This is a genomic window from Hymenobacter glaciei, assembly GCF_039539585.1.
Classification (GTDB): domain Bacteria; phylum Bacteroidota; class Bacteroidia; order Cytophagales; family Hymenobacteraceae; genus Hymenobacter; species Hymenobacter glaciei.
In genome coordinates this window covers 158,728-182,247 of sequence record NZ_BAABDK010000010.1, presented here as the reverse complement: position 1 = coordinate 182,247, position 23,520 = coordinate 158,728, and the positions used below count along the sequence as shown (strand labels likewise).

Sequence of the window (23,520 nt, the reverse complement as noted above, 5' to 3'; positions counted from 1 at the left end):
ATATTACTTCTTGCCTTTGCGGCTCACAATCAGGTTCTCCGAATACTTGTTCTTGTTGCGGGTCTTCTGGCCCTTGGCCAAAATACCGTTGCGGCTCCGTGGGTGACCACCCGACGACTTGCCTTCGCCACCACCCATGGGGTGGTCGACAGGGTTCATAACCACACCACGAACGCGGGGACGACGACCAGCCCACCGGTTCCGGCCAGCCTTACCCATCACGGTGTTCATGTGGTCGCCATTCGACACGGTACCAACGGTAGCCATGCAGGTAACGAGCACCATGCGCATCTCGCCGGAAGGCAGTTTCAGCGTGGCGTACTTCTCTTCGCGGGCTACGATTTGGGCGTAGGTACCGGCCGAGCGGGCCATTGCTGCACCCTGGCCGGGCTGCAATTCGATGTTGTGGAGGATGGTACCGAGGGGAATCTCGCGCAGCGGCAAGGTATTGCCCACTTCGGGAGCCACGCCGGGGCCCGATACAATCTTCGCGCCTACCTGCATGCCGGCGGGAGCGATGATGTAACGCTTCTCGCCGTCAGCGTAGCTGAGCAGGGCGATGCGGGCGGTCCGGTTGGGGTCGTACTCGATGGTCTTCACCGTGGCGGGCACACCGGCCTTGTCACGCTTGAAGTCCACGATACGATACTGGGTTTTATGACCACCGCCGATGTAGCGGTTGGACATTTTACCGGAAGAGTTCCGGCCACCCGATTTGGGGAGGGAAGTCATCAAAGACTTCTCCGGGGTCGACGTCGTAATCTGGTCGAACACCGGTGCAACGCGGTGGCGTTGCCCTGGGGTTGTTGGTCTGAGTTTTTTAAGTGCCATTACTAGCTAGTTGTGCTTTTGCGGCGGAAGAATTAAGGCGAAGCCTAGAGGTTGCTATAGAAGTCGATTACATCGCCTTCTTTAACCGTCACAATGGCTTTCTTGCCATTGGAACGACGGCCGGAAACCTGGCCGCCTTTGGTACCTTTCGACTTGATTTTGCCAATGGTGCGCATCGTGTTGATGTCGGTCACGGTCACGCCGTACAGCGTTTCGATGTCCTTCTTGATTTGCACTTTGTTGGCGGTGCGCTCCACTTCGAAGGTGTAGCGACCTTTCTCGTTGAGGCCGGTGGCCTTTTCGGTGACGATGGGGCGTTTCAGCGTGCTCATTATTCGGCGGTGCTATAGAGTTGAACCAATGAAGCCATGCCGTCTTCCGAAATCAGCAGCGTGTCCGTGTTCAGCAAATCGTGGGTGTTGAGGCCAATCGGCGTCGACACTTTCACTTTCTGCAGGTTGCGGGCGCTGAGGAGCACGTTCTTGTTTACCTCACCGGTAACCAGCATGGTCTTCTTGCCATTGTTCAGCTTGAGGCCGTCCATGATGGCAACGAAGTCCTTGGTGCGGGGAGCAGTCATGGCAATGTTCTCCACGATGGAGATTTTGCCATCCTTCGCCAGGCTCGACAGAGCCGAGAGGCGTGCTACGCGCTTGGTCTTCTTGTTGAGCTTGAAGTTGTAGTCGCGGGGCTGCGGACCGAACATCCGGCCACCACCAACGAACACACCCGACTTCATGCTGCCGGCGCGGGCGCCGCCCGTGCCTTTCTGCTTCTTCAGTTTCTTCGTGGTGCCGTGCACCTCGTTGCGCTGCTTGGACTTGTGCGTGCCCTGGCGCTGGTTGGCCAGGTACTGCTTCACGTCCAGGTACATCACGTGCTCGTTTACTTCGAGACCGAAGATGGCGTCAGACAGGGTCACCTTGCGGCCGGTGTCTTCGCCTTTAAGGCTATATACTGCGAGTTCCATCGTATCGTCTATTTCTCGATTACCACGTAAGAATTCTTAGCACCGGGAATCGAGCCGCTCACCAGAATCAGGTTCTTGTCGCCTACTACGCGCATCACCTTCAGGTTCTGCACTTTCACGCGGTCGTTGCCCATCCGGCCACCCATGCGCATTCCTTTGAATACGCGCGAAGGCCAGGAGCAAGCACCAATCGAACCGGGGTGACGCAGGCGGTTGTGCTGGCCGTGGGTCTGGCCACCAACACCCTGGAAGTTGTAACGCTTTACAACGCCCTGGAAACCCTTGCCTTTGGAAGTGCCTACAACGTCAACAAACTCGCCTTCTGCGAACAGAGTAGCGTCGATGGTTGCGCCAGCGGCGTAGGTCGATTCGGCGTCGAGGCGGAATTCAACCAATTTTTTCTTGGGGGTAGTACCGGCTTTCGTGAAGTGACCAACCAAGGCTTTGGTGGTGTTCTTCACTTTTTTCTCGCCGTACCCAATTTGAATGGCGGTGTAACCGTCATTCGCGATAGTCTTAACCTGCGTCACTACGCACGGACCCGCTTCGATGAGCGTGCAGGGAATGTTTTTCCCATCCGGAGTGAAGAGGCTTGTCATACCGATTTTCTTACCGATGATGCCAGGCATTCTGTTGTTGATTAAATGACACAAAAAGAAAACGACCGAATGCCGTTTTCGCTAAGGGAGTGCAAAGATAGGAAAAAAGCCTCGGGAATCACAAGGCAGCTTGGAAATATTTTCTCAGTGAGGCTGTTAGCTCAGCTTAACGTCTCGATGTAGGGTGCGGGGCTTGCCCCCGCCCGTCGTTGAACAAATCCCGCGCATCATTCAATGACGGGCGGGGGCAAGCCCCGCACCCTACGCCGGCCGCCAGGCAGGGTCTTGCTCCTCACTGGGCAGGGAGCCTTGCAGCGCCAGCAGCAGGAAGAAGACCACGAAGGCGAGGCCAATCTGCGTTTCCAGCGTGTATTCGACCAGAAAGGACAGGGCAATGCTGACGTATTGGGCCAGTAGTAGGGGCGCGTGTTTGCGGCGAGCCCACCACGCGGGGTAAAACAGCCCGACGCAAAACACTAGCAGTCCCAACGCACCGTAAGCGGCCAAGTTGTAGAGGTACTGGTTGTGGGGTTGGATGTAGAATTCGGAGCCCATCTCGGGGTAAAGCTTGGCGTAGCGCTTGGCCATTTCGCTTTCCAGGTCGGCCTTGCTCACCCCCACCAGCTTATTATCGGACCAGATGGCTAGCGCGGCTTTGTAGGAGTACACCCGCGCCGCGATGGAGAAGTTCTTGCCCTCGGAGCTATTGGTCTGCTTGACCTTACCGACGTCCTCCTGTGTGTTGTAAACTTTGTTGCGAAACGTGGGGAACGCCACAAAGCTGAGCACCGGCAGTAGCACCATCACCGCAGCCAGCATACCGGCCTGTTTCCACTGCCGCTTGCGAAGCACCAGCCACAGAATGGCCAAGCCGCCCAAAGCATAGAAGGTCATTTCGCCGCTGCGTACCGCCAGCAGGTGCAGGAATAGCGCGAGTGCCACGATGGCCCCAATCACCCACGGTCGCCACGCCTGCCGCACCGCATCATGGGCCAGTAGCAATGCGCCGGCCACAATGGCCAGCGTGATGAGGAGGCTAAACCGAATGTGGTCCGGCTCAGTCGGCAGCACCTTGGAATGGAGGTAGCTTTCGTTGATTGCGCTGGCGTGCAGCAGATAGTTGATAGTTGCCCCAACTGCCGCTAGCAGCGTCATCGCCACAAGCAGCAGCCACAGCCCGCGCAGGTAGCGCCCCGGCAACGCTGGCAGTAGCCAGAACGCCAGCGGCAACAGCAGAAACGGCAGCTGCAACACCACGTCCTTGCCGTAGTCGCCTATGTTGGCTGCATCTGTGTTCAGCCCCTGAATCAGGTGCAGCAGAAACACCAGAGACAAGCTTCCGAATACCGGCCACAGTTGCCAGTTGGCGATGCGGCGATGGGTAACGGCGTAGACGATTCCCGTGAGGGCGATGCCAGCCATCCCGATGCTGGGCAACACCCGAAACCAGTTGGCTATGAAAATGCCGACGATGACGCAACCGCAGAAGAACAAGGCGGCCCGGTGAAGGCGGGCAAGAGTAAAAATGGATTGCATACCAGAACTGGCCACTATTTACAGTTCTAATTGATGTGTTGTACAGTAGTATTCCGCATGGCACTCATATAATTGGCAGCCCCCTAAATATATCTTTCCCGCTTTTGCTTTAGCCAACAATTTTGCATCTGGCAAGCCGTAAACGATTGGAACAATGTGGTCCATATGACCACCTACGCAGCGAAGTCGCTTACCTTTTATGTGAGTGTATTTGCAGGGTCCAGGAAAAGCTATCAGCATATCATGCGTAGCATTTGAAACCAAAATATTCGCTCGCTTCATGTCACGATAACCGACGTATTTAATAATGACATCATACTTGCCAAACGGTACATTGCTCATGCTAAACGCACCATTGCTGTCAGTTGAAGCACCAGTTACGACTGTGTCTGACTTCATCATCAATATCGTGACACCAGGAAATTTCTCATTCGTTTTACTATCAACCACAACGCCAGCCACAATCCCCTTTTGAGAGAGCGCCGTGAAGGAAATCATTGTTAATAATAATAGAACTATTATCGCTTTCATAGCCTATCAGGCGCTATTGTGAGTATTTGTGGCCCCGCAAGTTCCAACGAAAAAGCCCCACCGCAACTAGTGCAGTGGAGCTTTTCTCAATTAAGACAGAAATCGAATCCTCAGACTTTGATTTCTACGTCAACGCCGCTGGGCAATTCCAGCTTCATCAGGGCATCTACGGTCTTCGACGAAGTCGAGAAGATGTCCACGAGGCGCTTGTAGGTGCAAAGCTGGAACTGCTCCCGGCTCTTCTTGTTCACGTGGGGCGAGCGCAGCACGGTGAACTTCTCCTTTTGGGTTGGCAAAGGAATCGGGCCGCTAACGATGGCACCGGTGGCCTTCACAGCTTTCACGATTTTCTCGGCCGATTTGTCTACGAGGTTGTGGTCGTAGCTTTTCAGCTTAATGCGAATTTTCTGGTTCATTGTGATTGGTGGGGGCCGATTGCCCCCGTTAGAAAAGCTTATTTACCTCCTTTTACTTTGGCGATGATGCCTTCGGCCAGGTTCGTGGGCACTTGCTCGTAGTGCGAGAACGTGAGCGAAGCCGAAGCGCGGCCCGACGAAATCGTGCGGAGCGCAGTTACGTAGCCGAACAGCTCGGACAATGGAACGTCGGCCTTAATCAGCTGAGCACCGCCTTTTGTGTCCATGCCTTTCATCAAACCACGACGACGGTTCAAGTCACCGGTTACGGGACCCGTGTACTCGTCGGGGCAAACCACTTCCACGCTCATGATGGGCTCGAGCAATTTCGGGCCAGCCTGGCGGGCAGCTTCGCGGAAACCACCACGGGCGGCGAGTTCGAACGACAGAGCGTCCGAGTCAACGTCGTGGAAGGAACCGTGGTACAGACGCACCTTCATGCCTTCAATCGGGAAGCCAGCCAGCGGACCTTGCTTCATGGCTTCTTCGAAACCTTTCTGGATTGGCTGGATGAATTCGCGGGGGATTACACCGCCCACAATGGCGTTGTCGAACTCGAAGCCGGGCTTTTCGGGCTCGGTCTCTTTCGGGCCGAGTTCGAACACGATGTCGCCGAATTTACCGCGGCCACCGGTCTGCTTCTTGTAGGTTTCGCGGTGGTCGACTTTCTTGGTGAGAATCTCCTTGTAGGCCACCATTGGGGCGCCCTGGTTGATTTCCACTTTGAATTCGCGACGCATGCGGTCGATGATGATTTCAAGGTGCAGCTCGCCCATGCCACGGAGAACGGTCTGGCCCGTTTCGGGGTCGGTGTTCACTTTCAGCGTGGGGTCTTCCTCGATGAGCTTGGCGATGGCCATGCCCATTTTATCAACGTCGGCCTGCGTCTTCGGCTCAATGGCGTAGCCAATTACCGGCTCGGGGAAACTCATCGACTCAAGGACGATGGGGTTCTTCTCGTCGGTCAGCGTGTCGCCGGTTTTAATGTCTTTGAAACCAACACCTGCAGCAATGTCACCGGCCTGAATCTTGTCGATGGGGTTCTGCTTGTTGGAGTGCATCTGCATGAGGCGCGAGATACGCTCCTTCTTGCCGGTGCGGTTGTTGAGCACGTACGAGCCCGAGTCCAGCACGCCGCTGTAGCAGCGGAAGAAGCACAGACGGCCTACGAACGGGTCGGTAGCAATTTTGAACGCCAGAGCGGTGAAAGGCTCCGTGTTGTCGGGGTGGCGCTCGATTTCCTCGCCGGTCTCGGGGTGGGTACCGATGATGGCGGGCATGTCGAGGGGCGACGGCAGGTAAGCCATAACGGCATCCAGCATCGTTTGAACACCCTTGTTTTTGAAGGCCGAACCGCACAATACGGGCGAGAATTTCATGTCGATAACCGCCTGGCGGATAACAACCATCATTTCCTCTTTCGTAATGGAATCGGGGTTGTCGAAGAATTTCTCCAGCAACGCGTCATCGTACTCAGCCACGCTCTCAACGAGCTTCTGACGCCACTCGGCTACCGTCTCAACCAAGTCCTCGGGAACGGGGATTTCGTCGTACGACTTGCCTTCGGTTTTGTCGTCCCACACGATGGCTTTGCCAGTCAGCAGGTCAACTACGCCTTTGAAGGTGTCTTCCGCGCCAATTGGAATCTGCAACGGAATTGGGTTAGCGCCCAACTTGTCTTTGATTTCGTTAACGGCTTTAAAGAAGTCAGCGCCGGCACGGTCCATCTTGTTGACGAAGCAAATGCGGGGCACTTTGTATTTGTCAGCCTGACGCCATACGGTTTCCGACTGCGGCTCAACGCCCGAAACGGCGCAGAACAACGCAACAGCACCGTCGAGCACGCGCAGCGAACGTTCTACTTCTACCGTGAAGTCAACGTGGCCAGGAGTGTCAATCAGGTTGATTTTGTACTGCATGGTGTCCGGCGTCGGGTCACCCTTGATGTCGGTCGGGTAGTTCCAGAACGTGGTGGTAGCAGCCGAAGTAATCGTGATGCCGCGCTCCTGCTCCTGCTCCATCCAGTCCATCGTGGCGGCACCATCGTGCACTTCCCCGATTTTGTGGGTTTTACCCGTGTAGTACAGAATACGCTCCGAGGTCGTGGTCTTACCGGCGTCGATGTGCGCCATAATCCCAATGTTGCGGAGGTAATAGAGGTCTTTATTAACGGCCATTATTACAATGAGTGAGTTTGTGAATAAGCGAATGAGTGAATCAGTGATTAGGTTCCGTTAGGTTAAATCACTCATTCACTCATTCGCTCATTCGCACTTGTTTAGAAACGGAAGTGCGAGAAGGCTTTGTTAGCCTCGGCCATGCGGTGGGTGTCGTCCTTCTTCTTGACGGCAGCACCTTCGCCTTTGGCGGCAGCGATGATTTCGCCAGCCAGCTTGTCCTTCATGGTCTTCTCACCACGACGACGGGCGTACTGAATCATCCACTTGGCACCTACCGAAATGCGGCGGTCGGCGCGCACTTCAATCGGAACCTGGAAGGTGGCACCACCTACGCGGCGGCTCTTTACTTCCACGGTGGGCATCACGTTGTTCAACGCTTTGCGCCACATTTCGAGGCCGCTCTCCTTTGTACGCTGCTCCACGAGGTCGCAAGCGTCATAGAAGATGGTGTACGCCAGGTTTTTCTTGCCGTCGTACATCATGTAGTTCACAAAGCGGGTTACCAGCGTCTCCTTGTATTTAGGGTCCGGCAGCAAGATGCGCTTTTTTGGTTTTGACTTTCTCATGATTGAATATAGTTGTCAGTTGCTTGTTGTCAGTTGTCAGTTGTCAGTCGATTGAACGACCTAACAACTGACAACTAACAACCAACAACTAAATCATTTATTTCTTTTTGGCTGGTGCGCCTTTGCCACCCTTGCCAGCCGCTGCTGCGGGTTGACCGGGCTTCGGACGCTTAGCACCGTACTTCGAACGACGCTGGGTCCGGCCGCTTACACCGGCGGTGTCCAGGGCGCCACGGATAATGTGGTAGCGAACACCTGGCAAGTCTTTAACCCGGCCGCCACGAATCAGCACGATGCTGTGTTCCTGGAGGTTGTGGCCTTCACCGGGGATGTATGCGTTTACTTCCTTACCGTTGGTAAGGCGCACACGGGCCACTTTGCGCATAGCCGAGTTTGGCTTCTTAGGCGTGGTGGTATACACGCGAGTGCATACGCCCCGACGCTGCGGGCACGAATCAAGGGCGGGCGACTTCGACTTGGTAGTCAAAGCCTCACGGCCTTTCCGTACTAACTGATTGATGGTTGGCATTTAAGGAATGGTTTGTTGGGAGCCGTTTGCCCCTAAAATTTGGCTTGCAAAGGTAAGGTTATTCCGCCGCAATAGCAAACAGAGTGAGGATGTTAATTTTGTAGTCAAGCATTTGAGCACAGCCAGCGCACACGTTTTAAAGGCAACAGGGGTCAGTATCGCCGGAGTTTGATTTTGATAAAGGCAAACAGTATAAGCGCTAGCCCAATTACTACGACTATCCAAGAAGTGAACAAGCCCACCAAAAATAGAAGGATTCCGGCCAATCCTGCGTAAACAGCAAACAGGAAATCATTTGTCGGTTTATGTTCCGCTGATACCTTTTGATGCATGGACCGTCTTGCCAGTCGTAGCTTAGTTAATAGCATCATCGGCTTACTTGCTTTCGTTGCTTTAGGTAACGCTGCTTCAAAACGGGAACGAGGTGTTTGCTTAATTGCTATCTGCTGCTTTCTGAGCGCAGTGATCGGCATAGGTTGCAACGGTTGGAGTTGGCTTTGTGGAGGCGTAGCATACAATGAGGTGGTGTGCCTTGTCACATCCAAAGCATTTGGATATACCAAAACCGCCTTTTGGCTCTGGCACCCCAGTAGCAATAGCAGCATCAGGAAGCTGGCAGCCTTTAAGTAGATTTGATTCATTGGAGCAATTTAAATGACTATTCACGCAACAGGCCCGCCGGAATCCGGCGGGCCTGCGGGGCACTCGGGCAACTCCCCGGCGGGAGCCGGACCAAACATCCTAAAGTTTCGGGCAAAACGTCCTAATGTTTGCCTCGAAACATTAGGACGTTTTCTTCTGGGTGCGGGCGGCTGCCGTGGGTATGGCCGCCACGCGCTTCAGTTCGGCTCCTTGCATGGCCTGGGCAAACAGCTTACCGGGCCGGAACTTCACTTTCACGTTGCTCACCAGCGCCGCGTTGAATTCTTTCTCCGTGGCCGCGCCTTCGCTTTCCAGCGAGGTGAAGAACGAGCCAAAGTCGCCGAAGCGGACGATGTGGCCGTCGGCCAGTTCTTCGGGCTCGGTCTGGAAAAAGGCTTCCAGCACGGCCATTACATCGACGGTACTCACAGTGGAGATGCCGCTGATGTGCTTGGCTAAATCGCGCACGGTGGTTTCGTCGGTGCTTTTGGCCGTGGCGTAAAACTTCTTGGGCGCGTTGGCGTCGGAAGGATTGCCCCGCTCGGCTAGGCTATACTCAATGGGCATGATAAAATAGGTTTGTGGGTTAGAACAATCCTATATCGCCACTTCACCTTTTTTTATTGCCTAACGCCCTCTTTTCTTACGCCTCCCCTACCGCGCCGCCGAAGTTCATCGGGTAGCTCGGCGCTTCGCTCTGCATCTTGATGGTGCCGAAAGCGGCTTCAAACCGCTCGATATTCTCAGTGAGGGCTTGCAGCAGGCGCTTGGCGTGTTCGGGCGTGACGACGATGCGCGCCTTCACCTTGGCCTTGGGCAGGCCGGGCATCATGCGGATAAAGTCAATCACGAACTCGCTGTTGCTATGCGCAATCATGGCGAGGTTGGCGTATTCGCCCTCGGCCATGGCTTCGGAAAGCTCGATGTTGATGGCGTTCGGGTCCGGGTTTTGGTCGGTTGGTTGCATTTGATTGGCTTTATAAATTTTGATGGTTGGCTTTCTCAGGATGTGCAGAAGCTCTACTGCCTGTCCACATAATGAAAATTCTTGTGTCCGTCCTGCACCTCAATTTTCGTGATATCGCGCAACGGAATGACATTCATCAAACCTGGCATAAAGGTCGAGGGACTACCAACAACTGAGCTGTCTTTTATAAAGAGGCGGTCAAAATACATAATATTCCTTTTGCCGTTGTGAGTGAACCGAACTTCAATAGAAGGGCTGTTTTGCAGAACTACCTCCTCATTCTTTGAGCCAACACACTTGATTGTCGGAATTCTAGCGACGTTTGCGAGGTAGCTTATCGGCATTCCATAAGGTCCACTTACTCTCACCTGTTGAAGACTGTTCATATCTACTCCAGCAAACTGCTGCCGAAAGCTTTGGACTGGAATCAGGAATGTAGTGCATCCTGTGAAACTCAAAGCTCCCGTTAGAAACAGTAGAACTACACTTAATCGGTTTTTCATTTTAGTCTTGTTCAGATAACTGGCATGCAATAACAGAAAAAGCCGACCGGGTTACCCCGGTCGGCTTCTCCATTACAAACCTACGGCAGATTACTCCGCCGACACTTCGCGCTTGCCAGCACGGCTGGGGCGCTTGGTGGGAACGGCGGCTTCCATCTCCTCTTTCGAGCAGTCAGCCCGCTTAAGTTGAGTATGGGCACCCTATTGCAACAACTACTGCTTGCGTATCATTACCGCATGAAAGCGCCCCGCCGGACGGCTCCCTTGCCTGAAAAGATTGACAAGCTCACGCGCTCCATCGAGAACGCGCTGACGAGCGAATCATTCCCGACGCAGGTGCGGCCCCTCACGCTTAGACAGGCACGCCAACTGGTAAAAGCCGACTGGCAATTCGATTGGGCCAGAGAAGCCACTGCCTCCGACCGCGAAGTGCTGCAACTCAACACGGTTGCCAATCCGCATATCATTCACGGCTTACTGAGCCTGGAAGTACTGCCTGATTTGGTTTTTATGCACCTAGTAGAAAGTGCGCCTTTTAATAAAGGCCGCTACAAAGCGTACGTCGGGGTGCTGGGCAACCTCACCGCGTTTGCCTGCCGCCGGTCCTTCGAGTTGGGCCTTGATGGCTACGTGGCCTTCGACAGTAAAACCAAACTGGTCGCGCATTACAAAGCCGTATTAGAGGCCACGCAACTCACCAGCACCCGGCTCTACCTGGGAACCCCCGCCGCCCAGAAACTCGTTGACCGTTATTATCCCAACCCCTCCGCGCCCTACTGATATGGAAACCGCCCTCCTGCCCCGCCCCATCGGCATCGAGCCCCGTGAGGTGGACCTGACGCCCATTTGCTCGGCTCCCCTCACCGCTGCCGAGCGCGAAGAGCTAAGTGCTTTTTTCCGGCAGAAACGAGCGGAAAACGACAAGAATCCCGCCGTCGTCGCGCTCCGCAAGCAGTTTGGCGCGCCACGCAAGTAGTCCGCTCATTCCCCGTAGCAAAACAAAAAGGCGGCTGGTGTACACCAGCCGCCTTTTTGTTATCCGTTTTCTTCCTGCTTACCAAGCCTCTCCGAACTCGCTGTTGCTGTGCGCAATCATGGCGAGGTTGGCGTATTCGCCCTCGGCCATGGCTTCGGAAAGCTCGATGTTGATGGCATTCGGGTCCGGGTTTTAGTCGGTTGCATGATGACGCGTCAATGAATAAAGGCTAATACGAGTCAGCCTTAAATGTTACTAATAAAATAAGCCCAAGGAGTAAAAGCATGGCTATGGAGAAGACCAAACCAACCTTTTTAATGACTTTATAAAAAGGCGCTTTTTGTGACGGTGTATTCATTCTGACAAAGAAACAAAAAAGCCGACCGGGTTACCCCAGTCGGCTTTTCCATTACAAACCTACGGCAGATTACTCGGCCGATACTTCGCGCTTGCCAGCACGGCTGGGGCGCTTGGCGGGAACGGCGGCTTCGGCTACTTGCGCGGCTTGGGCAGCTTCCATCTCCTCTTTCGAGCCGACAATCTGACGAGTGTACTCGCGCAGACCGGTACCGGCTGGGATGAGGTGACCGACGATTACGTTCTCCTTCAGGCCCAGGAGCTGGTCGGCCTTGCCACGGATGGCGGCTTCGCTCAGCACCTTGGTCGTCTCCTGGAAGGAGGCGGCCGAGATGAACGACTGCGTGCCCAGCGAGGCCTGCGTGATGCCTTGCAGCGTGGGGCGCGAAACCGAAGGCTGAGCGTCGCGCACTTGCACGAGGGCAAGGTCGCGGCGTTTCAGGCTGCTGTTCTCGTCGCGGAGGCGACGGGCCGTCACAATCTGACCGGGCTTCATGTTGCTCGAATCACCGGCTTCGGTCACGACTTTCATGTCGATAATCATGTCGTTCTCGGCCATGAAGATGATTTTATCAATCACCTGATTTTCGAGGAACGACGTGTCACCGGCATCCAGAATCACCACTTTCTGCATCATCTGACGAACAACCACCTCGATGTGCTTATCGTTGATTTTCACCCCCTGCAAGCGATACACCTCCTGAATCTCGTTCACGAGGTACTCCTGCACGGCGCCGGGGCCCTGAATGCTCAGAATGTCCGAAGGCGTGATGGCGCCATCCGACAGCGGCATGCCGGCGCGGATAAAGTCGTTGTCCTGCACCAGAATGTGCTTCGACAGCGGCACCATGTACTTCTTCTTGACACCGTCTTTCGACTCGACGTAGATTTCACGGTTACCGCGTTTCACGGTGCCGTAGGTTACCACGCCGTCGATTTCCGATACCACGGCGGGGTTTGACGGGTTCCGGGCTTCGAAAAGCTCCGTCACACGCGGCAGACCACCGGTAATGTCGCGGGTTTTGCCCACCGAACGCGGAATCTTAGCCAGGATTTGACCAGCCTTGATTTTATCGTTGTTCTCCACGGCCAAGTGCGAGCCTACCGGAATGCTGTAGCCCTTCTGACCTTCGGCATCGCCCTTTTTGCCAGGGCGCACGATGATGGACGGGTTCTGGTCCTTGGCCTTCGACTCGATGATTACCTTCTCGCGGTGACCGGTCTGTTCGTCCGATTCCTCACGGAACGTAACGCCTTCGGTGATGGCGTCGAACTGCACGGTACCATCAAACTCGGCCAGAATAACGGCGTTGTAGGGGTCCCAGGTGTTTAGTTCCGTGCCTTTTTCAACTTCCTGACCTTCCGTTACGAGCATGTAAGAGCCGTAGGGAACGTGGTTGGAAGTGAAGACGCGGCCGGTGCCTTTCTCCACGATGCGGATTTCACCCGAGCGACCCATGACCACGGCACCCTTCACGCCTTCGGCGTTAGTGGTAGCCACGGTACGAATGTCTTCGAATTCCACCACGCCAGCGAATTTGGCTTTGATGTTCGACTCAACGGCAATGTTGGAAGCCGTACCACCTACGTGGAAGGTACGCAGGGTCAGCTGCGTGCCGGGCTCACCAATCGACTGTGCGGCGATAACACCCACGGCCTCGCCACGCTGCACCATGCGGCCCGAGGCTAGGTTACGGCCGTAGCACTTGGCGCAGATGCCGCGCTTGCTTTCACAAGTCAGCACCGAACGGATTTCCACCGACTCAATAGCCGTAGCATCGATGCGGCGGGTCGTGTCTTCCTTGATTTCGGAACCCGAAGTCAGGAGCACCTCGCCGGTAATTGGGTCGATTATATCGTGCACAGTCACACGGCCCAGGATACGCTCGGCCAGGGGCTCCACGATGTCTTCGTTGTCTTTCAACGCGAAGGTTTCGATACCGCGCAACGTGCCGCAGTCCGGCTCGTTCACGATTACGTCCTGCGAAACGTCTACCAGACGACGGGTCAGGTAGCCGGCGTCAGCCGTCTTCAGTGCCGTGTCAGCTAGACCTTTACGAGCACCGTGGGTCGAGATGAAGTACTCGATTACGTCGAGGCCTTCTTTGAAGTTCGACAGAATCGGGTTTTCGATAATCTCGCCAATCGAGCCTTGCAGCGACTTCTGCGGCTTGGCCATCAGACCACGCATACCGCCCAGCTGACGAATCTGCTCGCGCGAGCCACGGGCTCCCGAGTGCATCATCATGTAGATGGAGTTGAAGCCCTGGTCCTCCTTTTCAAGGCGGCCCATCAGCGTCTCCGTAATCTGGTTGTTGATGCGCGTCCAGATGTCAATAACCTGGTTGTAACGCTCGTTGTCCGTAATCAGACCCATCTGGTAGTTCTGCGTCACGGCCTTCACGTCGTTCTGCGCCTGCTTTACCAGCACGTCCTTCTCCATCGGGATTTTAATATCGCCGAGGCCCATACTCAAGCCGCCTTTGTAGGCCGACTGGAAACCGAGGGTCTTGATTTCGTCCAGGAACTGCGCGGTACGAGCCATGCCCGTGCGCTTGAACACCGTCGAGATGATTTGCTGCAGCTTCTTCTTGGTCAGCAGCTCGTCCACGAAACCTACTTCTTCCGGTACGAGCTGGTTGAACAGCACGCGGCCGGCCACGGTATCCACGATTTTGGTTACCAAGTCGTCGTTTTCGTCCCGAATCTGCGTCCGCACCTTGATGAAAGCGTGCTTCGAGAGCTGGCCTTCATTGATGGCAATCACCACCTCTTCGTCCGAGTAGAACACCCGGTCTTCCCCGATAATCTTCTCGTTCTCGGTGCTGCGCTTGCCTTTGGTGACGTAGTACAAGCCCAGAACCATGTCCTGCGACGGTACCGCGATGGGCGCGCCGTTGGCAGGGTTCAGGATGTTGTGCGACGCGAGCATTAGCATCGAAGCTTCCAGGATAGCGGCCGGGCCAAGGGGCACGTGTACAGCCATCTGGTCACCGTCAAAGTCAGCGTTGAAGGCCGTACAAACGAGGGGGTGCAGCTGAATAGCCTTGCCTTCGATGAGGCGCGGCTGGAACGCCTGGATGCCCAGACGGTGAAGCGTAGGAGCACGGTTGAGCAACACCGGGTGGCCTTTCAGCACGTTCTCCAGGATGTCCCAAACAACGGCGTCCTTGCGGTCCACGATTTTCTTGGCCGATTTCACCGTCTTCACAATGCCGCGCTCGATGAGCTTGCGGATGATGAATGGCTTGAACAGCTCGGCCGCCATGTTCTTAGGCAAACCGCACTCGTGCAGTTTCAGCTCCGGACCAACGACGATTACCGAACGACCCGAGTAGTCGACACGCTTACCGAGCAGGTTCTGACGGAAGCGGCCCTGCTTGCCTTTCAGCATATCGGACAGCGACTTCAGGGCGCGGTTGCCTTCGGCGCGCACGGCGTTCACCTTACGTGAGTTATCGAACAGGGAGTCAACAGCTTCCTGTAGCATGCGCTTCTCGTTCCGCAGAATCACCTCGGGCGCTTTGATTTCAATCAGGCGCTTGAGGCGGTTGTTACGGATGATTACGCGACGGTACAGGTCGTTCAGGTCGGAAGTGGCGAAACGGCCACCGTCGAGCGGAACGAGCGGACGCAGTTCCGGGGGAATCACCGGCACCATGCGGATAACCATCCACTCGGGTCGGTTCTCCACGCGGGTAGCGGCGTCACGGAAAGCTTCCACCACGCGCAGACGCTTCAACGCTTCCGCCTTGCGCTGCTGCGAAGTCTCGTGGGCAGCGGAGTCCCGCAGCGAGTAGCTCAACTCGTCCAGGTTGATGCGCTCCAGCAGCATGTGCAGGGCATCGGCACCCATGCGGGCGATGAACTTATTAGGGTCCTCGTTGGGCAGCATCTGGTTCTCCCGGGGGAGCTTGTCGATGATGTCCAGGTACTCATCCTCGGTGAGGAAGTCGAGCACTTGCACGCCTTCTTCTGCCAGCGAACCGGGCTGAACCACGACGTACCGCTCGTAATAAATAATCTGGTCAAGCTTCTTGGTGGGCAGGCCCAGCAGGTAGCCGATTTTGTTGGGCAGCGACTTGAAGTACCAGATGTGGGCAACGGGCACCACCAGTTCGATGTGGCCCATGCGCTCACGACGCACCTTCTTCTCAGTCACCTCCACGCCGCAACGGTCGCAGATAATGCCCTTGTAGCGGATGCGCTTGTACTTGCCGCAGTGGCACTCCCAGTCCTTCACCGGCCCGAAAATCCGCTCGCAGAACAGGCCACCCATTTCGGGCTTGTAGGTGCGGTAGTTGATGGTTTCAGGCTTCACTACTTCGCCGGTGCTGCGCTCCAGAATTGCTTCGGGCGAGGCCAGCGAAATAGTGACTTTGGAGAAGTCCTGAACTATTTTCTTGTTTTTTGCGAAAGCCATTTGATTGGTTTTAAGCTGATAGCTGTTGGCTTTGAGCTGTTTGACGCCTCATTCTTCGCCAGAAGAATGCAAGAGTTCCAAACAGTTTGACTCTTAAAAAAGTGCCTTTGCGGAACAGATAGGTATGTCGAGCAAAGGCACTTTCAAAAGGTCGAATTATTAAACTGATGACAGGCTGAATGGCGGGAAGGCCTTCGATTAAGTTGCTTAGGGAGCTTGATGCTGCACTGACCATATCTCGGAACAGCTTCCCCAGCTTCTTTCATCGAAGCGTTTTCTCACCTTTCGTTACCAGAGTCGCTCAATCAGCGCCTCCTGTTGCCTGCCGGCAGTGTTTTAGTTGTCAGTTGCTTGTTGTCAGTTGTTAGTTTCGGTAAAGAGCCTAACAACTGACAACAAGTAACTGACAACTAGAAACCTATTCCATCGTGATTTCGAGTGCCAGACCACGCAATTCGTGGAGCAGCACGTTGAACGACTCGGGGATATTCGGCTTGGGCAGAATGTCACCTTTTACAATGGCTTCGTACGCCTTGGCGCGGCCCACCACGTCATCCGATTTGATGGTCAGGATTTCCTGCAGCACGTTGGAAGCACCGAAGGCTTCCAATGCCCACACCTCCATCTCGCCGAAGCGCTGGCCACCGAATTGCGCCTTACCACCCAGCGGCTGCTGCGTGATGAGCGAGTACGGCCCGATGGAACGGGCGTGCATCTTGTCGTCAACCAAGTGGCCCAGCTTGAGCATGTAAATCACGCCCACGGTTACCGGCTGGTCGAAACGGTCGCCCGTCAGACCATCGTGCAGGTAAGCACGGCCCCAATCCGGCAGGCCGGCTTCGGTCAGCTCGTGTGCTACTTCGTCTTCGGTCGCGCCGTCGAAAATTGGGGTAGCATAGGTGCGACCCATTTTCAGACCAGCCCAACCAAGTACGGTCTCGTAAATCTGACCGATGTTCATGCGGCTTGGTACACCGAGCGGGTTCAGCACGATGTCCATTGGCGTGCCGTCGGGCAGGAAGGGCATGTCCTCATCGCGCACGATGCGGGCAACCACACCCTTGTTACCGTGGCGGCCGGCCATTTTATCACCCACCTTCAGCTTGCGCTTCTTGGCGATGTAAACTTTAGCCAACTGCACGATGCCGGCGGGCAGCTCATCCCCTACTTCCAGGGTGAAGCGCTGACGCTTGAAGCGCGCGGTGATGGTGTTACGGCGCTTGGCGTAGTTACGCACCAGCTCCAGCACCAAGCCATTCACCCGGGCATCAGCCGTCCAGCCTTCCAGAATCAGGTCCTTAAACAGGTTCACTTCTTCCGGAACGGCGTAGTTGCTTTCGTCCTTGTAAGGGTTCTTCTCGGGGAACATCCCCTCGTTGATGTTCTTACGGTTAAACTTGACACCTTTAGAAATCATCTCCTCGCCGAAGCGGTGCTTGATGCCCTGGCTCGTCTTGCCTTCCAGCAATTGCACCAGCTTGTCAATCATGATGGCTTTCACGCCGCGCAGTTCCTGCGCGTAAGTGCCCTTCAGGTCTTCCACTTCCTTCTTTGACTTGGCCCGGAGGTTTTTGTCTTTTTTAGGACGCGAGAAGAGCTTCGTACCGATAACCACACCCTGCAAGGAGGGCGGCGCTTTAAGCGAAGCATCCTTCACATCGCCGGCCTTGTCGCCGAAGATAGCACGGAGTAGCTTCTCTTCCGGAGTAGGGTCCGTCTCGCCTTTCGGCGTGATTTTACCAATCAGAATGTCGCCTTCCTTCACCTCCGCGCCGAGGCGGATGATGCCGTTGTCGTCGAGGTTGCGCACGGCTTCTTCGCTCACGTTCGGAATCTCCGAGGTTAGCTCTTCTTCGCCGCGCTTGGTCTCGCGCACTTCCAGCTCAAACTCCTCAATGTGAATTGAGGTAAAAATGTCGTCGCGAACTACCCGCTCCGAGATGACGATGGCATCCTCGAAGTTGTAGCCCTGCCACGGCATAAATGCCACCTGCATGTTGCGGCCCAGAGCGAGTTCGCCTTGGTTAGTGCCGTAGCCTTCGCAGAGCGCCTGGCCTTTGGTTACCCGCTCACCGCGCTTCACGAGCGGCGTCAGGTTGAGGCAAGTATCCTGGTTGGTACGACGGAACTTGATGAGGTCGTAAGTAATACGCTCAGCGTCGAAGCTCACCATGATGTCGTCCTCCGTGAGGTCGTACTTCACCACGATTTTGTTGGCGTCCACGTAATCAATCACGCCTTCACCTTCCGACATAATCAGGGTACGCGAGTCGCTGGCAATACGCGCTTCCAGACCCGTGCCCACAATCGGAGCCTCAGGACGGAGCAGTGGCACAGCCTGGCGCTGCATGTTCGAGCCCATCAGTGCACGGTTGGCGTCATCGTGTTCCAGGAACGGAATCAGCGAAGCAGCTACCGATACAATCTGGTTCGGGGCCACGTCCATGTAGGAGTACTCCGAAGGATTAACAACGGGGAAGTCACCTTCAAAACGGCCTTTCACCAACTCCTGAGTCAGGTTGCCACCCTCATCAAGCAGGGAGTTGGCCTGCGCGATGTGGTGGGTGTCCTCTTCCTCAGCAGTCAGGAATTTCACGTTGGGGCTCATGTCCACCTTACCGGCTTTCACGTCGCGGTAGGGAGTTTCGATGAAGCCCATGGCATTCACGCGAGCGTGCACGCACAGCGACGAAATCAGACCAATGTTTGGTCCTTCCGGCGTTTCAATCGTGCAGAGACGACCGTAGTGCGTGTAGTGAACGTCACGTACTTCGAAACCAGCGCGCTCACGCGACAGACCTCCCGGCCCAAGAGCCGATACGCGACGCTTGTGAGTCACCTCAGCCAGCGGGTTGGTCTGGTCCATGAACTGCGACAGCTGGTTCGTACCAAAGAACGAGTTGATAACGCTAGACAGCGTCCGGGCGTTAATCAAATCTACTGGCTTGAAATCCTCGTTGTCGCGCACGTTCATGCGCTCCTTGATGGTACGCGCCATACGGGCCAGACCTACGCCAAACTGGGCGTAAAGCTGCTCACCCACGGTGCGCACACGACGGTTGCTCAAGTGGTCAATGTCATCGACAATGGCCTTCGAGTTGCTCAAGCCAATCAGGTACTTCACAATCAGAACAATATCCTGGTTGGTCAGTACCCGCGACTCTTGGTCCATGCCAATCTGGAGCTTCTTGTTAATCCGGTAGCGGCCAACCTCGCCGAGGTCGTAGCGCTTATCCGAGAAAAACAGCTTCTGGATGATGTCACGAGCGGTTTCTTCGTCAGGAGCTTCCGTGTTCCGGAGCTGGCGGTAAATCTGCTCAACAGCTTCCTTCTCCGAGTTGGAGTTATCCTTCTGCAGCGTGTTGTAAATGATTGCGAAATCCGCAATGTTCACGTTTTCACGGTGCAGGATTACCGACTTAGCGCCGGCCTCCAAAATCACGTCGATGTCAGCTTCCTCAATCGTCGCATCACGCTCCAGCAACACCTCGTTGCGGTCAATCGATACTACTTCGCCGGTGTCTTCGTCCACAAAGTCTTCCGTCCAAGTGCGGAGCACCCGGGCAGCCAGCTTGCGACCAACGGCTTTCTTGAGGTTTTTCTTATCGGACTTCACTTCTTCCGACAGCCCGAACAGGTCGAGAATGTCTTTGTCGGTGCCGTAGCCGATGGCGCGAAGCAGCGTCGTCACCGGGAATTTCTTCTTCCGGTCGATGTACGCGTACATCACGTTGTTCACGTCCGTGGCGAATTCAATCCACGAACCTTTGAACGGAATAATCCGAGCCGAATACAGCTTGGTACCGTTCGTGTGCTTGCTTTGGGCGAAGAACACACCCGGCGAGCGGTGCAACTGCGATACGATAACGCGCTCAGCGCCGTTGATAACGAACGAGCCCTTCACGGTCATGTAAGGGATGTTTCCGAGGAACACCTCCTGCTCAATCGTCTCGAAGTCCTCGTTGTCCTTATCATTGCAAATCAAGCGCAGCTTGGCTTTCAGCGGAACTGAGTAAGTCAAACCACGGTCGATGCACTCGTCAACCGAATATTTCGGCGGGTCGACGTGGTAATCGATAAAGTTGAGCACGAAGTTTTCGCGCGAGTCCGAAATCGGAAAGTTCTCGGCGAACACTTTGAACAATCCTTCGTTAGAACGACGCTCAGCAGCGGTTTCCAACTGAAAGAATTCCTGGAACGAGCGCACTTGCACGTCCAAGAAGTCCGGGTACTCGATAACCTTTTTAATCTTGGCGAAATTGATTCGCTCAGCGGCCGTTTTCTTCAGGGCAGCCGTCTTTGCTTTCGGTGTAGCCAATGCGATGGGGATTAAAAGATGGACACAGAAGCGTAAAAAGGAGGCCAGGGTGGCGGCCCGTCAACAACACGGGCTAGGCCCGCACTCCTTAACAAACTGATAACAGTATAGTTAGCTGACGCAAAGAAGCGCGAACTGGTTGGCTCGCGCTTTTGACACGCTACAAACAGGAAAAGACCTGGCTAAGTTGCCAGGTCTAATCCTTATTCGAAGCGGGTCCAGAGATGATTCAGGAGCAGAAATTACTTAACTTCTACTTCAGCACCGGCTTCCTCGAGCTGCTTTTTCAGCGACTCAGCCTCATCTTTGGTTACACCTTCTTTCAAAGGCTTAGGAGCACCATCAACCAGCTCTTTGGCTTCCTTCAGGCCGAGGCCGGTCAGGTCCTTCACCAGCTTAACTACAGCCAGCTTGGCGCCGCCAGCAGCCTTCAGGATAACGTCGAACGACGTCTTCTCCTCGGGAGCCTCGTCAGCAGCAGCAGCGCCACCACCGGCCATCATTACGGGAGCAGCAGCAGCGGGCTCGATGCCGTACTCGTCCTTCAGGATGGTTGCCAATTCGTTTACTTCTTTCACCGTCAGGTTTACGAGCTGCTCAGCGAATGCTTTCAAATCTGCCATTTCTGTAGATTGTTAAAAAAAAGTGTTGTTAAAAATTTGATTGGAGGGCGAAAAAGCAGCGGACTACGCAGCCTCTTTTTCGCTGAGGGTTTTGAGGATGCCGGCCAGTTTGTTGCCACCGCTCTGAAGAGCCGAGATAACATTTTTGGCAGGCGACTGGAGCAGGCCGATGAGTTCACCGAGCAGTTCCTGCTTGCCTTTGAGGGTTGTGAGACCTTCGAGCTGGTCGGAACCGATGTAGATGCTGGCATCCACATAAGCGCCTTTCAGCACCGGCTTCGGCGTTACGTTGCGGCCGTAAGCCTGCGATTTGTAGAAGTCGCGCAGCATTTTGGCAGGAGCCGAGCCGCTCTCCGTAGAGAACAGAACGCCCGACTGGCCTTTCAGCGCGGCATCCATTTCCGACGTGTCGTGGCCGAGGGTGTCCAGTGCTTTCCGGATAAAGGTGTTTTTGTACACCTTGTATTCCAGGCCGCGGTTGAACGCCAGGCGACGGAAGTCGTTGATTTTCGCTACCGACATTACCGAAGCATCGACAATGTAGAACGAGTTGTGCGATTGCATCTTTCCGCTCAACTCATCCACGAGGGCTTGTTTTTCTTCCCGGGTCATGTTTGGTTGGTTTAATTAGCTAGCGGAATTTACTTGGCTGTCCACCGGAACGGCGGGCGACATCGTGCTCGAGAGCGTGATGCTCTTGATGTAGGTACCTTTCGAAGACGACGGCTTCAGGCGACCCAACGTCTGGATTACCTCCAGGGCGTTTTCGGCCAGCATGCTCGGCTCGAACGATACTTTACCTACCGAGCAGTGAATGATACCGGTTTTGTCGACTTTGAAGTCGATTTTACCAGCTTTCACTTCCTGCACAGCCTTGGCTACGTCGGTCGTTACGGTGCCCGACTTCGGGTTCGGCATCAGACCACGGGGACCGAGCACACGGCCCAGGCGACCTACCTTAGCCATTACGGCGGGCATGGTGATGATGACATCGATGTCAGTCCAGCCTTTCTCGATTTTCGAGATATAGTCGTCCAGACCCACGAAGTCGGCGCCGGCGGCCAGAGCTTCGGCCTCCTTGTCGGGAGTCACGAGCGCCAGAACGCGAACGGTTTTGCCGGTGCCGTGGGGCAGGGTGGCCACGCCACGAACCATCTGGTCCGCTTTGCGAGGGTCCACGCCGAGGCGAACGTCAATATCTACCGAGGCATCGAATTTGGTGTAGGTAATGTCCTTCACCACGATTGCGGCTTCCACGAGGCTGCGCATTTGCGTCAGGTCGTGTTTGGCAAGGGCTTCCTTGCGCTTTTTGCTTACTTGTGCCATCTGTTCGTTCTCCGTTTAATTATTCAGCAAAAGGAGAATCGCCCTTGATGGTAATGCCCATGCTGCGAGCCGTACCGGCTACCTGCTTCATGGCGGCTTCCACTTGGAAAGCGTTCAAGTCGGGCATTTTCGTTTCGGCAATGGTGCGTACCTGGTCCCATGTCACGGAGCCTACTTTGTTACGGTTCGGCTCTTTCGAACCGCTCGTCAACTTAGCAGCTTCCATGAGCAACACCGGAGCCGGTGCCGTCTTCACCACGAAGTCGAACGACTTGTCGGTGTACATGGTGATGAGTACAGGACAAACTTGGCCGGCTTTATCTTGGGTGCGAGCATTGAACTGCTTGCAAAACTCCATGATGTTCAAGCCTTTGCTACCAAGTGCAGGTCCTACCGGCGGCGATGGGTTCGCTGAGCCTCCCTTTATCTGCAGACGCAGATAACCTCTGATTTCTTTGGCCATTTGATTGTTTTGGCTGTGGCTCCTGCGTCGTAACTCGCGCTCGCCTCAGTTTAGTAAACTCCTGTTTGGAAGCCCCGCCGACCCGGAGCAATTAGCCGGCGTGGTGTTTATTTAGTTGTTAGTTGATTGTTGTCAGTTGTTAGTATTCAGAAGCATTTCCTGACAACTAGCAACTAACAACGGACAACTAACTATACTTCTTTTTCTACTTGGGTGTAGCTGAGTTCTACCGGCTGTGAACGGCCGAAGATTTTCACCACTACATTGAGTTTCTTACGCTCTTCAAATACCTCGTCCACATTACCGGAGAAGCCATTGAACGGGCCGTCCACCACTTTCACGAGTTCGCCTACTACGTAAGGCTTGTCGAGGGTAGCGTCGGCTTGCTGCTCGGCTTCATCCACGATGCCGAGGATGCGGTTGACTTCCGAAATGTGCAGCGGAACAGGTTTGTTGTTCGATGCGTCCTTCTTGTCTTTGTCGCCGAGAAAACCAATCACGCCAGGCGTGCTGGTGATGATGTGGTCAACTTCACCGTGGCCGAGGTCGGCGTGGATGATGATGTAGCCGGGGTAGAGATTTCGCTCGCGGACACGCTTCTTGCCGTTGCGCATCTCGAACACCTTCTCTACCGGAATCAGTACCTGCGGCACAAGCTCGGTCAGGTTATGCCGGCCGAGTTCGGTTTCGAGGTAGTTCTTGGCTTTTTTCTCCTGGCCGCTCACGGAGCGCACCACGTACCATTTCAATTCGCCCATCTTACT

General features: G+C 55.0%; 23 protein-coding genes and 1 pseudogene. 2 read left to right on the top strand and 22 right to left on the bottom strand.

Going from position 1 to position 23,520, the window contains the following annotated elements; all coding sequences use genetic code 11:
• Window positions 1-3 precede the first annotated feature (3 nt).
• From rplB to ABD837_RS05445, 14 genes are all read right to left on the bottom strand, one after another.
• Window positions 4-831 carry a 50S ribosomal protein L2 gene (rplB, locus tag ABD837_RS05510; RefSeq protein ID WP_345051280.1) on the bottom strand — a complete coding sequence of 276 codons (828 nt, stop codon included), beginning with the start codon at window positions 829-831 and terminating at the stop codon, window positions 4-6.
• 44 nt (window positions 832-875) lie between these two features.
• Window positions 876-1,163: a 50S ribosomal protein L23 gene (gene rplW / locus ABD837_RS05505; protein ID WP_345051278.1), complete on the bottom strand. Its 288-nt coding sequence runs from the start codon at window positions 1,161-1,163 to the stop codon at window positions 876-878.
• Window positions 1,163-1,801, bottom strand: coding sequence for a 50S ribosomal protein L4 (gene rplD, locus ABD837_RS05500; protein ID WP_345051276.1), 639 nt, complete (start codon window positions 1,799-1,801; stop codon window positions 1,163-1,165). The genes rplW and rplD overlap by 1 nt, the downstream gene beginning before the upstream one ends.
• Window positions 1,802-1,809: 8 nt before the next feature.
• A complete protein-coding gene (rplC, locus tag ABD837_RS05495) occupies window positions 1,810-2,430 on the bottom strand; it encodes a 50S ribosomal protein L3 (protein ID WP_345051273.1) in 621 nt (206 codons plus the stop codon).
• A gap of 231 nt (window positions 2,431-2,661) precedes the next feature.
• Window positions 2,662-3,936 carry an O-antigen ligase family protein gene (locus ABD837_RS05490; protein ID WP_345051271.1) on the bottom strand — a complete coding sequence of 425 codons (1,275 nt, stop codon included), beginning with the start codon at window positions 3,934-3,936 and terminating at the stop codon, window positions 2,662-2,664.
• An 18-nt stretch (window positions 3,937-3,954) separates the two neighbouring features.
• Window positions 3,955-4,434, bottom strand: coding sequence for a carboxypeptidase-like regulatory domain-containing protein (locus tag ABD837_RS05485; RefSeq protein ID WP_345051268.1), 480 nt, complete (start codon window positions 4,432-4,434; stop codon window positions 3,955-3,957).
• Between the two features lie 143 nt (window positions 4,435-4,577).
• A complete protein-coding gene (rpsJ, locus tag ABD837_RS05480) occupies window positions 4,578-4,883 on the bottom strand; it encodes a 30S ribosomal protein S10 (RefSeq protein WP_035567915.1) in 306 nt (101 codons plus the stop codon).
• A gap of 38 nt (window positions 4,884-4,921) precedes the next feature.
• Window positions 4,922-7,060: an elongation factor G gene (gene fusA, locus ABD837_RS05475; RefSeq protein WP_345051265.1), complete on the bottom strand. Its 2,139-nt coding sequence runs from the start codon at window positions 7,058-7,060 to the stop codon at window positions 4,922-4,924.
• Window positions 7,061-7,161: 101 nt separating this feature from the next.
• Window positions 7,162-7,629: a 30S ribosomal protein S7 gene (rpsG, locus tag ABD837_RS05470; protein ID WP_035567919.1), complete on the bottom strand. Its 468-nt coding sequence runs from the start codon at window positions 7,627-7,629 to the stop codon at window positions 7,162-7,164.
• A 97-nt stretch (window positions 7,630-7,726) separates the two neighbouring features.
• A complete protein-coding gene (gene rpsL, locus ABD837_RS05465) occupies window positions 7,727-8,158 on the bottom strand; it encodes a 30S ribosomal protein S12 (RefSeq protein WP_068191715.1) in 432 nt (143 codons plus the stop codon).
• A 152-nt stretch (window positions 8,159-8,310) separates the two neighbouring features.
• Window positions 8,311-8,799, bottom strand: coding sequence for a hypothetical protein (locus tag ABD837_RS05460; protein WP_345051255.1), 489 nt, complete (start codon window positions 8,797-8,799; stop codon window positions 8,311-8,313).
• A gap of 142 nt (window positions 8,800-8,941) precedes the next feature.
• A complete protein-coding gene (locus tag ABD837_RS05455) occupies window positions 8,942-9,367 on the bottom strand; it encodes an HU family DNA-binding protein (RefSeq protein WP_345051253.1) in 426 nt (141 codons plus the stop codon).
• 76 nt (window positions 9,368-9,443) lie between these two features.
• Window positions 9,444-9,767 (bottom strand): DUF3467 domain-containing protein, encoded by a 324-nt coding sequence (locus ABD837_RS05450; protein ID WP_046245258.1) that lies wholly within the window; start codon window positions 9,765-9,767, stop codon window positions 9,444-9,446.
• 53 nt (window positions 9,768-9,820) lie between these two features.
• Complete coding sequence (locus ABD837_RS05445; protein ID WP_345051246.1) at window positions 9,821-10,153, bottom strand: hypothetical protein; 333 nt, start codon at window positions 10,151-10,153, stop codon at window positions 9,821-9,823.
• Window positions 10,154-10,507: 354 nt separating this feature from the next.
• Here ABD837_RS05445 and ABD837_RS05440 point away from each other — a divergent pair, with 354 nt between their 5' ends.
• The gene (locus tag ABD837_RS05440) at window positions 10,508-11,050 is read left to right on the top strand and encodes a beta/alpha barrel domain-containing protein (protein WP_345051243.1); all 543 of its coding nucleotides are present in this window, start codon (window positions 10,508-10,510) and stop codon (window positions 11,048-11,050) included.
• Window position 11,051: 1 nt separating this feature from the next.
• On the top strand, window positions 11,052-11,246 hold the full coding sequence (locus tag ABD837_RS05435; protein WP_345051241.1) for a hypothetical protein: 195 nt from the start codon (window positions 11,052-11,054) through the stop codon (window positions 11,244-11,246).
• 93 nt (window positions 11,247-11,339) lie between these two features.
• Here the strand turns inward: ABD837_RS05435 and ABD837_RS05430 are convergent.
• From ABD837_RS05430 to nusG, 8 genes and pseudogenes are all read right to left on the bottom strand, one after another.
• A pseudogene (locus tag ABD837_RS05430) lies at window positions 11,340-11,420 on the bottom strand (DUF3467 domain-containing protein); the annotation flags it as partial.
• A 253-nt stretch (window positions 11,421-11,673) separates the two neighbouring features.
• Window positions 11,674-16,026 carry a DNA-directed RNA polymerase subunit beta' gene (rpoC, locus tag ABD837_RS05425; protein WP_345051238.1) on the bottom strand — a complete coding sequence of 1,451 codons (4,353 nt, stop codon included), beginning with the start codon at window positions 16,024-16,026 and terminating at the stop codon, window positions 11,674-11,676.
• A 418-nt stretch (window positions 16,027-16,444) separates the two neighbouring features.
• On the bottom strand, window positions 16,445-20,314 hold the full coding sequence (gene rpoB / locus ABD837_RS05420; protein WP_345051976.1) for a DNA-directed RNA polymerase subunit beta: 3,870 nt from the start codon (window positions 20,312-20,314) through the stop codon (window positions 16,445-16,447).
• Between the two features lie 272 nt (window positions 20,315-20,586).
• Complete coding sequence (gene rplL / locus ABD837_RS05415) at window positions 20,587-20,967, bottom strand: 50S ribosomal protein L7/L12 (RefSeq protein WP_068191708.1); 381 nt, start codon at window positions 20,965-20,967, stop codon at window positions 20,587-20,589.
• A gap of 63 nt (window positions 20,968-21,030) precedes the next feature.
• The gene (gene rplJ / locus ABD837_RS05410; protein ID WP_345051230.1) at window positions 21,031-21,579 is read right to left on the bottom strand and encodes a 50S ribosomal protein L10; all 549 of its coding nucleotides are present in this window, start codon (window positions 21,577-21,579) and stop codon (window positions 21,031-21,033) included.
• Window positions 21,580-21,594: 15 nt separating this feature from the next.
• Complete coding sequence (gene rplA / locus ABD837_RS05405) at window positions 21,595-22,293, bottom strand: 50S ribosomal protein L1 (RefSeq protein ID WP_331060638.1); 699 nt, start codon at window positions 22,291-22,293, stop codon at window positions 21,595-21,597.
• 19 nt (window positions 22,294-22,312) lie between these two features.
• Entirely contained in the window at window positions 22,313-22,756 is a 444-nt protein-coding gene (rplK, locus tag ABD837_RS05400) for a 50S ribosomal protein L11 (RefSeq protein ID WP_342297540.1), read from the bottom strand.
• Window positions 22,757-22,947: 191 nt separating this feature from the next.
• The gene (nusG, locus tag ABD837_RS05395) at window positions 22,948-23,514 is read right to left on the bottom strand and encodes a transcription termination/antitermination protein NusG (RefSeq protein ID WP_342297541.1); all 567 of its coding nucleotides are present in this window, start codon (window positions 23,512-23,514) and stop codon (window positions 22,948-22,950) included.
• Window positions 23,515-23,520 lie beyond the last annotated feature (6 nt).

Coding starts and splice junctions, on each gene's coding strand:
- rplB (WP_345051280.1), bottom strand. CDS start 831: ATGGCACTTAAAAAACTCAGACCAACAACCCCAGGGCAACGCCACCGC.
- rplW (WP_345051278.1), bottom strand. CDS start 1,163: ATGAGCACGCTGAAACGCCCCATCGTCACCGAAAAGGCCACCGGCCTC.
- rplD (WP_345051276.1), bottom strand. CDS start 1,801: ATGGAACTCGCAGTATATAGCCTTAAAGGCGAAGACACCGGCCGCAAG.
- rplC (WP_345051273.1), bottom strand. CDS start 2,430: ATGCCTGGCATCATCGGTAAGAAAATCGGTATGACAAGCCTCTTCACT.
- ABD837_RS05490 (WP_345051271.1), bottom strand. CDS start 3,936: ATGCAATCCATTTTTACTCTTGCCCGCCTTCACCGGGCCGCCTTGTTC.
- ABD837_RS05485 (WP_345051268.1), bottom strand. CDS start 4,434: ATGATTTCCTTCACGGCGCTCTCTCAAAAGGGGATTGTGGCTGGCGTT.
- rpsJ (WP_035567915.1), bottom strand. CDS start 4,883: ATGAACCAGAAAATTCGCATTAAGCTGAAAAGCTACGACCACAACCTC.
- fusA (WP_345051265.1), bottom strand. CDS start 7,060: ATGGCCGTTAATAAAGACCTCTATTACCTCCGCAACATTGGGATTATG.
- rpsG (WP_035567919.1), bottom strand. CDS start 7,629: ATGAGAAAGTCAAAACCAAAAAAGCGCATCTTGCTGCCGGACCCTAAA.
- rpsL (WP_068191715.1), bottom strand. CDS start 8,158: ATGCCAACCATCAATCAGTTAGTACGGAAAGGCCGTGAGGCTTTGACT.
- ABD837_RS05460 (WP_345051255.1), bottom strand. CDS start 8,799: ATGAATCAAATCTACTTAAAGGCTGCCAGCTTCCTGATGCTGCTATTG.
- ABD837_RS05455 (WP_345051253.1), bottom strand. CDS start 9,367: ATGCCCATTGAGTATAGCCTAGCCGAGCGGGGCAATCCTTCCGACGCC.
- ABD837_RS05450 (WP_046245258.1), bottom strand. CDS start 9,767: ATGCAACCAACCGACCAAAACCCGGACCCGAACGCCATCAACATCGAG.
- ABD837_RS05445 (WP_345051246.1), bottom strand. CDS start 10,153: ATGAACAGTCTTCAACAGGTGAGAGTAAGTGGACCTTATGGAATGCCG.
- ABD837_RS05440 (WP_345051243.1), top strand. CDS start 10,508: ATGAAAGCGCCCCGCCGGACGGCTCCCTTGCCTGAAAAGATTGACAAG.
- ABD837_RS05435 (WP_345051241.1), top strand. CDS start 11,052: ATGGAAACCGCCCTCCTGCCCCGCCCCATCGGCATCGAGCCCCGTGAG.
- rpoC (WP_345051238.1), bottom strand. CDS start 16,026: ATGGCTTTCGCAAAAAACAAGAAAATAGTTCAGGACTTCTCCAAAGTC.
- rplL (WP_068191708.1), bottom strand. CDS start 20,967: ATGGCAGATTTGAAAGCATTCGCTGAGCAGCTCGTAAACCTGACGGTG.
- rplJ (WP_345051230.1), bottom strand. CDS start 21,579: ATGACCCGGGAAGAAAAACAAGCCCTCGTGGATGAGTTGAGCGGAAAG.
- rplA (WP_331060638.1), bottom strand. CDS start 22,293: ATGGCACAAGTAAGCAAAAAGCGCAAGGAAGCCCTTGCCAAACACGAC.
- rplK (WP_342297540.1), bottom strand. CDS start 22,756: ATGGCCAAAGAAATCAGAGGTTATCTGCGTCTGCAGATAAAGGGAGGC.
- nusG (WP_342297541.1), bottom strand. CDS start 23,514: ATGGGCGAATTGAAATGGTACGTGGTGCGCTCCGTGAGCGGCCAGGAG.